Here is a 9,711-nt window from a genome sequence, read left to right on the forward strand (position 1 = left end):
CGGATGTAACGGATGTTAGGAAGAAGGGTTCGGCAACGGATTTTGTAACGGATGTAACGGATGTAACGGATGTTAGGAAGAAGGGTTCGGCAACGGATTTTGTAACGGATGTTAGGAAGAGGAAGAAGGAAGAATTTAAAGCTTTTGAATCTCCACAGTTTCTTTTAGTTAAGCAGAGAAGGGATGCGCCGGAAATTGTGGCGGGGATACTTGACAAGACACTCAGTCAATTGGAACGCCCGTTAGATTTGTGGTTGGTAAATTTTCGCGCACCTGTCAATTTAGCAGCACAAAAGTGTCAGCTTGAATCTCGCGATTTGCCTGCGGTGGATGGGTATGAATATCAAGTTTATCACTGTTATTGAGTAGACTATTGCGCGCAAATACGGTACTAATGGGAGAGCAATTGATAATTTTATGACTCAAGAAGTAGATGATATCAACTTAGCATTACAACCGCAGGGAAAGCAGGGGTTTAAACCCCTGCCTCAAAGAAGACAGTCCTCTCAAAGAGGACTGATACCAAATCCGACTTAAATACCTCCTTTATTTCTTAGTCTGCGGAGGCAGACTTCGTTTGTGTAGTAGCGGTTTCAACCGCCGAATAATCAAGGCATAGCCAACTAAGAGTCAGCGGCAAAATATTTAATTAAGACGCTCATCACTTCACCGGGATTTTGAGTTGGGACAAGCGGACTCCAGTCAGAAACGCAGGCAAAATTATCGCGGTGAAAAGAATGAATGACGCGGGAAACAACAGGGCGAGAACTGATAATGAACAGTTTCAACAGTTCTCGGTTAACTGAAGTTGGCAAGTTTGGCTCAGCAGGGGAGTCAATGAGTTCGGTAGTGGGATTTTCGGCGCCAATCTCGAAAGCAAGTATTAACTCGGTATTGGGTAGCAGTTGTCGGATGACTTTCAGGGAAGATTCTGCTTCGCTGCGGCTCCGAAATTGTCCGATGGGTAAGCGCTGAAAGTTGGGCAGCAGTCGGTAAATATTCCAGGAATTCGTAGTTTCTGGGGTGTTCATGGCTGTATTCTAAATTGGGTATGTTTGCCCATAGGAAAGTGACAGACTTGCACCTTTTATTTTTAGTGCAGTCTGTTTTGGCTATGGCTGTGCTTACTCCAAGCAATCTAACCGCTCAAATTAGGCGCTTAAATTAAGCTGTTATAATGATATGGTAAAAAAAAGGCAACGTCAACGGCAACCAGAAAATGAGTCGCCTTTTCGGAGACTGCGAGAGGACGCTAACTTGAGCCAAGAAGAGTTAGCTGTGCGGATGGGGGTATCGGCTTCGTCGGTGCGGCGATGGGAAAAGGGAGACGAACCTACGATGACTATTCGGCAAATCAGGGATTTTTGCCGTTTGGTACGGGTATCTTTTGATAACTTGCCGGATTATCTCAGTCGGCGAGTAGACGAGGAAAGGTTATCGGTGGATAGATTAGTCGATCGTACTTTCGATGAAAATAATTAAAATAAGTGCAAGTAACAAATCGGTCACTATGCTCAACTTTCTGATTGAATTAAATCGCCGGCTGGAGGATGTCGTTTTATAGCTTTGTCAGCGGCCCGAATATTAAGCACTCTCTCTCGATTTAAGAATAATGCTGTAACTGTAGCTCGTCCAATAGGAATCAAACCAACTATTGACAATCCATCCGCAGACCAAATAAAATGTTCGTTCCAACTATCTTGTCTGGGATCAAACAATGGTAATTCTACGTCTGACAGAGCATCTATCCCTGTAGTTTTATCAGATTTCTTGCGGTTGCAGTGAAAGCAAGCTAGTGCCAAATTGTCAATATCATTAGTCCCATTTTTAGTCAACGGAATGATGTGTTCGATAGTAAACTCTACGTACTGCCATTGTTCGGAGGCATGACAATATTCGCACAGACAGTTTGCTCTCTGACGAACTTGATTTTGGATATTTTCAGGAATTTGACGGCGAGCGGACATTTCTATACAGTAGGTTGAATCTGGCCCAAGAAAAGATTGCGGACAGTCCGATTGACAAAACTGAGGTAATCGTCGATTTCTTCGTAAAGATTGAGTTCTTGTTCTTCGTCAGGATTGAGGGGTAAAGTTTGTTGTTTGTCTAACAGTTCTTCTATGCGATTTTTGACGGTTGTGGAGGCTCTAAACATAGGTATGCCTTCCACTAATTCAATGCGGACAGCTCCTTCTATTGGTAGAGTATCGCGTAGGTTTTCCAATTGTGGCAGGATTAGCATAGTTGTGGATTTGATGGGTTTCCCTCTTGATTATATCAATAATTCTCAAGGGTAAATCAAGCGATCGCACTTTCGATTAAAATCAGTACGTTGCCGAAGCTGATTTAAGATGATGAAAGTGCAATTTTTGTCAGTTAAACGTGCGACTAAACGTGCGACACAAGCAGTTAATCTAGAAACTCGTCAAAGGGCGATCGCAATTCTGGAGAAATTACCAGAAGCTATGCTGGATGAAGCAGTTAAGTTTCTGGAATCTTTGTCTGTTAAGGCTAATTTGGTTGAGTAGCGATGTTTTTTTTGCAGTACGGGCGATCGCATTTTGGATGTTTTTTTCACTCTTTCCTCACGCTATCAGGAATCCCCACCGCCGAAATACCCGATATTGCCTTTAAGTTTTGACACCGAATCAACTCGTTAAAATCCAAACTGCGCTGTTCTATTTGCGCCACAGATTCGATCGCCCCCAGTAGATGTCCGGCCGCCTCAGATTCACTGTAACCGCGCCTTAGAGCCACCCGAATCGCCGTTTCGTCGGCATCTAGCTCTACTTGCGAACTGCGGTTGTCGCGCCAAATTCGAGTCATCGCCAGTCCCGTCAACCCACCGGCGATCGCAATTCCGATCGCATCTCCCTGCAACAACTCTACAACAGTGCCGAGAATTCCCGCCACCGCCGCACCTTGATAAATATCCGGCTTAAACCACTTGAAATTGCCCAGAAAGCTTACAGTACGCAATATCAGTAAATCCCGCTGCGGCTTAGATAGCAGCCGCCAGAGGTCAAAATTAATATAAATCGGGCGAGATTGATGCCAAGGTAAAGGAAAATCGCAATCAATTACCGTCGATTGTTGAGGCTTATTAATAATTTTACACGTCATGCGGCCGGAGGCGGGCATCACATCTAACAGACGGCGAATTTCGGGTTCGGGATTCATAGTTAAAGGAAGTTCGGCAACGGATTCTGTAACGGATGTAACGGATGTAACGAATTTCAGTCCGAAGGAAGAAGGAAGAGGGAATTGGTGTGATAAATTTTGCTTATTACTTGAGTCTATATCCCCCTAAATCCCCCGCATCGTTGCACCCACTTTGAGAAGAATCTTGTTCCCCCTTTAATAAGGGGGGTTAGGGGGGATCGGGCCTTAATCGCCAGACAGTAGACTGGAAATGCGGTTGACGTTAAGTCTCCTTAACGCGTAGCTTGCTTAAGGGCTTTTCTTCGATTCAGATTTAGGAGATTCTTGAGTTTTCGGAGCAACTTTTTCACCCTTCGGCGAAGGCTTCGGATTGGCAATTGCTGGAGCAACTGACGGCTTCGGACTTGTGGCGGGGGATGCCCCGGACTTCGGCGAAGCAGGAGCGCTAATCGGGGCAGCAGGCGGTGTCTTAGTGCCTAAAATGCTGGAGTCTCCGGTGTCAAATAATCCGGCGATGCAGGCAATCATCATTGTAGCTAAGGTGCCGACAAATAAGGCTTTCCAACCGAGTTCGGAAATGTCTTTGCGGCGAGAAGGAATTAGGGCGATGGTACCGCCGACAAATATGCCGACGGAGGCGACGTGGGCGAAACCGGAAAGGGCGTAACTGACAATTAATACTGTGCGAGAACCGATCAGCCCTTTTGCGGCCGCCTCTGCTAAACTTTGATAAGGTGGAATCGCCGTTTCTAACAGCCGCCGTCCGATGATGACTGAGGCTGTCCAAGAATCTTCAAAGGGAACTCCGGTTAACAAGGTTAGCGGATAAAATAAAACTCCTTGAATGTTTTGCAGGGTGATAAAACTAAAGATTGTACCAATTGGAGCCGGCAACACGGCCAGCCAGGCAAAGAATTGATTGATCAAGGAAACTAAACCCAAGATTAAAATCAAAACAGCGGCGATGGCGACTGCCATTTTCACACCGTCTAATGCGCCAATAATTGCTGCATCTAAAGGGCTGACTCGTTCGATTGGTTCTCCACCAACAGTCTCTTGTTTGCGGATTTCGCCGTCATTATTTCCAATTTCGTCGTCGATGAACTCGTGGCCTTGAGGTTTCCGTTTTTCCTTGGGAATGCCGCCCATTGTCACTGGTACACCTGTTTCGGGAACCAAGATTTTGGAGAGGACAAAGCAAGCGGGAATGGCGATAATTGAGGCTGAAACTAAATGTCCTAAAATATTGGGAAAAACAGGCTTGAGAAAACTGACGTAAATTGCTAATGTTGATGAAGCGGCAGTTCCAAAACAGCAGGAGAGGATTGCACAAAGTTCGGAACGAGTCATTTGTGGCAAATAAGGCTTGACGACAATTGCTGCTTCGATTCCTACGAAAATATTGGCGGCGCCGCTGAGTGCTTCCGCGCCACTCAACCGCATGGTCATGTAAAATATTTTGGCAAAAAGTTCGGTGATAATTTGAATGACGCCGATGTTATAAAGCAAGGCCATGAGGCCGGAAAAAAAGACGACTGTTGGTAAAGCCCGAAAGGCGAAGATATATCCTAAATTGATTGGCGGGTCTTGACCGGGTATTGGTACAATGTTTTTGCCGAATACAAATCTGGCACCGGCGTCAGCAGCCGTGAATACTCCATCGAGCAAGCTGGTAAACCACTCTAGGGCGATGCGAGTTGGAGGAAACAGGAATACTAAAAATCCTAAGACTAATTGTAAGCCAATGCCCCAGATGATGACGCGCCAAGGTATATAGCGAACTTGGCGGTTTTCTGAGAAAATCCAGGCGATCGCGCATAGGCCAAAAATGCCCAGAAATGAGATAAAGTTGTAGATAGACATGAGCCTAGTCCTTAAAATAGCTGAGAATGCCGATCGACGGCTGACACCACATCAGTTATACTATTCATCGGACGGCAAATGCCAAAAAAATAACTCGCAGATCAATTACGCACTCAACAGCGTATTTATGCCATTGCCAAATCTGCGGATGTTGAGGAATCCTTGATTTGCCTACTTAACAGCAGTTTAGATAGAAACACGCAACACATGGAAGCTTTTGCTCCACACCCTCCCGAATGGACTGCGGCGGCGGTTCACGCTACTGAGTTTTGCTGTCCCAAGTGCGCTGCTAGCTGCACGGATGCCAATGAGGTCTGGATTAATCGTCGATCGCCAGTATACACTGAGTCCAACCGCCGCAAGTGGCAAGAATTTTATCGCTGCTCGTGTAGCGCCGTGTGGTGGGCTTGGAGTAGCGACAGGCCTCCTTCGGAACTCGTGCGTCCCGATGAGAGCTCCGAGGGGGGTTCGGATGATGATTTTTAGAAGATTTGGCGATTTTATTGGAAATTAGGGTGTGGTGCGCAGCGTTTGCGCACCCTACAGTTACATGAACGAACGCGAGTTCTCAATTAAGCACGTCAAGTATTCCCTTGACTACCCCTTCCATGACTCTTTCAATTAAGCTTAATTCATTTTCGCCGATCGACTCATTTAACAGCATTGACTGAATTCCTTGTCTGTCATCGCGAGTCAGTTGGCGTGACGCAAATATGCGCTCAACTACTTGTTCGTTTAGAAATGGGAAAGCTTGAGTTTGCATGGTCGATCTCTAAAAGCATCAATATCTTGTTGTTAAGTTGGTTAGAGGAGTTAGTTATTTCGTGGGTTGACTGCTGTTCCATCTAATCGGTGCACCAATTTTACTACGAAAGCGGGAATTGTGTCAAGACACCGGCTACAGATAAGTATCAAATCTGCACGGTCTTTCCGACATTCTAGCAACCGGTGCGATCGCGAGTGCGACGGCTGACTCAGCCCCTTAGTATCCCTGAGGCCATCGCCTGTCAGAGCTCGATCGACCTTTTTAAATTTATGGGCATTTTTGCGGAACATTACAGCTCAAACAAAATCAAAAGTACCATAGATTATAATTGGTAATCGGGAATTGGTAATGGGCATGGAAATCGGCTGTTCTAATTTTATTTTCAAAAGTGTTGGCTGTGAGTTCTCTAAGCGATATAAGCGATGTATAGGTAAGCAAGCCGGAAGTTCGCAGTTAAACAAAAACGATGTTCACAAAATCGGGATGCTGCATTAATGACTAATAACTAATGACTGCCAATTAACGACTACTGCTTTCCTGCCTTCGGAGTAAACCCTTCTCCCTTGCTTTTCGGGCAAGCTGTCAACTGTCAACTGTCAACTGTCAACTGTCAACTGATTAATGACCTATTTTCGCTCTGTTTTAATTTTGACATTAGGTTTTTTGCTGCTACCGCTAGCAGTGCGATCGCAACCTGTCGTCCCAGCGAACGACGGCACTAATACTGTTGTCAATTCCGAGCAAAATCGCTTAAACATTAGCGGCGGACAACTGTCGGGAAACGGCGCCAATCTGTTTCACAGCTTCAGTCAATTTAATCTGAGCGAAGGTCAGATTGCCAATTTTCTAACTAATCCCAATATTCAAAATATCTTAGGGCGGATTTCTGGCGGCGACGTTTCCGTCATTAACGGTCTGATTTCTGTAAGCGGTGGCAACTCCAATTTATTCTTAATGAATCCGGCGGGAATCATCTTCGGTCAAAATGCGAGATTGAACGTGCCTGGTTCTTTTTTCGCAACAAGTGCTACAAATATTGGTTTTGATAACCGCTGGTTCAATGCCACGGGAATTAATGATTATAAAGCATTGCTGGGAAATCCCAATCAATTTAATTTTAATAGTTCACAACTAGGTGCAATTGTCAATGCAGGAAATTTAGCAGTTGGCAGCGGTCAAAATTTAACTTTGCTGGGTAAAACTGTGATTAATACCGGGCAATTATCAGCGCCGGGCGGTCAAATTACGGTGGCGGCAGTTCCTCTGGGCAATGCAATCCGCATCAGTCAAACTGGTAACTTATTGAGTTTAGAAATTAGTCCTTCTTTGCAGTCAGAAAAATCTGCGATCGCTCCGGCGGTTTTGCCTCAGTTGCTGACGGGCCCCGGGGTAGCCTCAGCCACAAATTTAACAACGAACCAACAAGGTGAATTGGTACTAACCGGCGGTCAAACAGTGCCCGTAACTGCCGGGGGCGCGATCGTCTCCGGTTCCCTAAATGTCTTTGCCCAAAATGGCGCCACAGCAGGCACAGTCAATATTTTAGGCGAAAAAGTCGGACTGTTCGGCGCCCAGATTAATGCTTCCGGGACAGACGGCGGGGGAATTGTCCGCGTCGGAGGCGGTTTCCAGGGGATGGAACCACTACCAAACGCTCAAGTAACTTATGTTAGTCCTGATTCTACGATCGCAGCAGACGCGATCGACCGCGGCAACGGCGGCACAGCAGCAATTTGGTCGGACAATACCACTCGCTTCTTCGGCAATATTACTGCTCGCGGCGGCACAGCAGGCGGTAACGGCGGCAGAGTCGAAGTTTCCGGCAAAAATGCTTTAACTTTCCAAGGACAGGTCGATACCCGCGCGCCTAACGGGGCGATCGGCACTTTCTGGCTCGATCCGGCAAATATTACCATAGTCAGCGGTAGCGGTGGCACCAGCGCGCGATCGACCGCCGCGGCCCTGGAACCGGCAGCAGAACCCACTCAAACATCTCTGTCGGAGGTGCAGTTGGAACAGATGGCGGCCGGCAGCAACGTGATTCTAGATACTCCGGGCGACATCACCCTCCAAGACTTGCCCGATAACAAACTTGGGCTGCAAGCGACAACCGGAGACAGCGTAACATTTACCGCAGGCGGAGTGTTTGTTGTCAGTGACAGCAACGATCTCATCGAGACTCTAGGAGGCAACGTCAACATTTTTGCCAGCAGCATTTCTCTGGGCGGACTCAATGCCAATGGGGGCAATATCGCTCTTACCGCTAACGGCATCGATTTCAGGGGCGGCCCGAACTCCGTCAGCAGTGCGGGGGCAACAATTCGCTTGCAACCCAACGACGGCAGACAAATTCGGATCGGCGGGACTGGCGATATTTTGGGCATTTTGGACTTGACAGCAGAGGATCTCGGCGCCTTGGCGGGGGGGTTTGGCTCGATCGCGATCGGGCGCGCCAACACCAGCTCGATCGCGATCGTCGGGCCGATTACCTTCAACAGCCCGCTGACACTTCAAGGCAGTGCGATCGCGATCGACAATCCCCTGAGAACCAGCGGCAACGCTTCCCTCACCCTCGACGCGGCCCAAATCGATCTCGGCGCCAACGTGGCGACATCCGGCGGCGATCTCAGTTTGACCGGCAACCTTTTCCTGAATGCCGATGCAGCTTTGAGCACTCAAGCTAGGGGAAACATTCTGCTTTCGGGCAGCCTAGACGGAACTCGCGCCCTGAGACTTGACGGTCAGCGAGTGCTGTTGGGCGGTACAGTCGGTCAAGCTGCACCGCTGGCGAGTTTGACTGTCAACGCTCGCAGTACCGAGGTTTGGGCCAATATTGCCACATCTGGCAATATCGCTTTCAACAGTACCGTCACTGTCGATCGCAGCAGCACTATTTGGGCAACTACCGGCAGCATCACTTTTGCCAGCACCCTCGACAGCACCATAGGCCGCGCCAATAATTTGACCTTGGGCGCTGGGAACAACATTAATTTTCGCGGCAGAGTCGGTCAAACTCAGAGGTTGGGCCTGCTCTCGGCTGATGCTGCTAACGTGACGGCTGCTTCCACAATTTCCGCCCTCAGTTTGAGCGTGAACGCGCGAAATGCTGCTACCTTCGGGGGGGGAAGCACCCTGAGTTTGGGAGCCGATATCAAGGCAGAAAATGTCCTGTTAGAGGGTAATTTAAGCACGGACGGCGGCAGCGTCAACTTGCAAGCAACCCGCGAGGTTCGGACTGGGAATATTACCTCCAACGGCGGGAGGATTCGGGTTGAGGGAAATACTGTGGCTGCTGGCGCGATCGACTCTTCGTCAGCAACTCGAAGCGGCGGCGCGATCGCCCTTAACAGCAAGGCGGGCCCTTTAACTGCCGGATCTTTGAACGCTTCCGGGGCGATCGGCGGCAATATAGCCCTGACTTCGCAAGCCGGGATTTCGGCGCTCGATCTCAACTCTAGCGCCACTCAGGGCAACGGCGGCGCCATCTCCTCGATCGCTACGGGTAACATTCAGTTGGGCTTTGTCAACGCTAGAGGCGGCACGGGCGGGATTGGCGGCAGCGTCGATGTCACAACCCTCGGCTTATTTCGATCGAACAATGTTTTCAACGATGAGATATCCGGCAATCTTGCCAGTATTTCTACAGCAGGAGGTGCCGGAAGCGGGGCGATCGCCATTCGCCACGGCGGCGGTACAGATCGACCCTTTGTAGTTGGAGGGGCGATCGACAACGGCACCCGAGGAAGCATTAATGCTGGCGCCGGAAACGCCATTTTACCGAGTTTAGCTTTTGGGGAAACTTACACCCAAGGAAATTTCCCAAATCAAATTTCTCTAATTACACCTGGCGCAGCAATTCCCCAACCAATTCCCCAACCAATTCCCCAACCAATTCCCCAACCAATTCCCCAACCAATTCC

11 protein-coding genes and 1 pseudogene are annotated in these 9,711 nt (G+C 48.4%); 6 read left to right on the forward strand and 6 right to left on the reverse strand.

Annotated elements, in window-relative coordinates:
• Window positions 1-365, forward strand: a pseudogene (locus tag QT974_RS06320) (hypothetical protein); the annotation flags it as partial.
• 258 nt (window positions 366-623) lie between these two features.
• Here the strand turns inward: QT974_RS06320 and QT974_RS06325 are convergent.
• On the reverse strand, window positions 624-1,031 hold the full coding sequence (locus tag QT974_RS06325) for a hypothetical protein (RefSeq protein WP_333467672.1): 408 nt from the start codon (window positions 1,029-1,031) through the stop codon (window positions 624-626).
• A 151-nt stretch (window positions 1,032-1,182) separates the two neighbouring features.
• Here QT974_RS06325 and QT974_RS06330 point away from each other — a divergent pair, with 151 nt between their 5' ends.
• Window positions 1,183-1,482: a helix-turn-helix domain-containing protein gene (locus QT974_RS06330; RefSeq protein ID WP_333467673.1), complete on the forward strand. Its 300-nt coding sequence runs from the start codon at window positions 1,183-1,185 to the stop codon at window positions 1,480-1,482.
• Window positions 1,483-1,514: 32 nt separating this feature from the next.
• Here QT974_RS06330 and QT974_RS06335 read toward each other — a convergent pair whose 3' ends face one another.
• Both QT974_RS06335 and QT974_RS06340 read right to left on the reverse strand, forming a co-directional pair.
• Window positions 1,515-1,967: an HNH endonuclease gene (locus tag QT974_RS06335; RefSeq protein WP_333467674.1), complete on the reverse strand. Its 453-nt coding sequence runs from the start codon at window positions 1,965-1,967 to the stop codon at window positions 1,515-1,517.
• Window positions 1,968-1,969: 2 nt separating this feature from the next.
• Window positions 1,970-2,242, reverse strand: a complete 273-nt coding sequence (locus QT974_RS06340) for a hypothetical protein (protein ID WP_333467675.1) — start codon at window positions 2,240-2,242, stop codon at window positions 1,970-1,972.
• Window positions 2,243-2,351: 109 nt separating this feature from the next.
• On the opposite strand from QT974_RS06340, the gene QT974_RS06345 reads away from it, so the two are divergent.
• Window positions 2,352-2,528, forward strand: coding sequence for a hypothetical protein (locus tag QT974_RS06345; RefSeq protein WP_333467676.1), 177 nt, complete (start codon window positions 2,352-2,354; stop codon window positions 2,526-2,528).
• Window positions 2,529-2,574: 46 nt separating this feature from the next.
• Here QT974_RS06345 and QT974_RS06350 read toward each other — a convergent pair whose 3' ends face one another.
• Both QT974_RS06350 and QT974_RS06355 read right to left on the reverse strand, forming a co-directional pair.
• Window positions 2,575-3,180 (reverse strand): DUF3318 domain-containing protein, encoded by a 606-nt coding sequence (locus tag QT974_RS06350; RefSeq protein ID WP_333467677.1) that lies wholly within the window; start codon window positions 3,178-3,180, stop codon window positions 2,575-2,577.
• 270 nt (window positions 3,181-3,450) lie between these two features.
• Entirely contained in the window at window positions 3,451-5,025 is a 1,575-nt protein-coding gene (locus QT974_RS06355) for a NupC/NupG family nucleoside CNT transporter (RefSeq protein WP_333467678.1), read from the reverse strand.
• Between QT974_RS06355 and QT974_RS06360 the strand changes: the two genes are divergently transcribed.
• A complete protein-coding gene (locus QT974_RS06360; RefSeq protein ID WP_333467679.1) occupies window positions 5,024-5,191 on the forward strand; it encodes a hypothetical protein in 168 nt (55 codons plus the stop codon). The two genes, QT974_RS06355 and QT974_RS06360, sit on opposite strands and share 2 nt — an antisense overlap.
• A 41-nt stretch (window positions 5,192-5,232) precedes the next feature.
• A complete protein-coding gene (locus tag QT974_RS06365; protein ID WP_333467680.1) occupies window positions 5,233-5,511 on the forward strand; it encodes a hypothetical protein in 279 nt (92 codons plus the stop codon).
• Window positions 5,512-5,593: 82 nt separating this feature from the next.
• Here the strand turns inward: QT974_RS06365 and QT974_RS06370 are convergent, their stop codons facing one another.
• Complete coding sequence (locus tag QT974_RS06370; protein WP_333467681.1) at window positions 5,594-5,788, reverse strand: hypothetical protein; 195 nt, start codon at window positions 5,786-5,788, stop codon at window positions 5,594-5,596.
• Window positions 5,789-6,412: 624 nt separating this feature from the next.
• On the opposite strand from QT974_RS06370, the gene QT974_RS06375 reads away from it, so the two are divergent.
• Window positions 6,413-9,711 (forward strand): two-partner secretion domain-containing protein (locus QT974_RS06375; RefSeq protein ID WP_333467682.1); only part of this gene is annotated, 3,299 nt, incomplete at its 3' end.

Source organism: Microcoleus sp. BM001215392, from assembly GCF_036700185.1.
Classification (GTDB): domain Bacteria; phylum Cyanobacteriota; class Cyanobacteriia; order Cyanobacteriales; family Microcoleaceae; genus Microcoleus.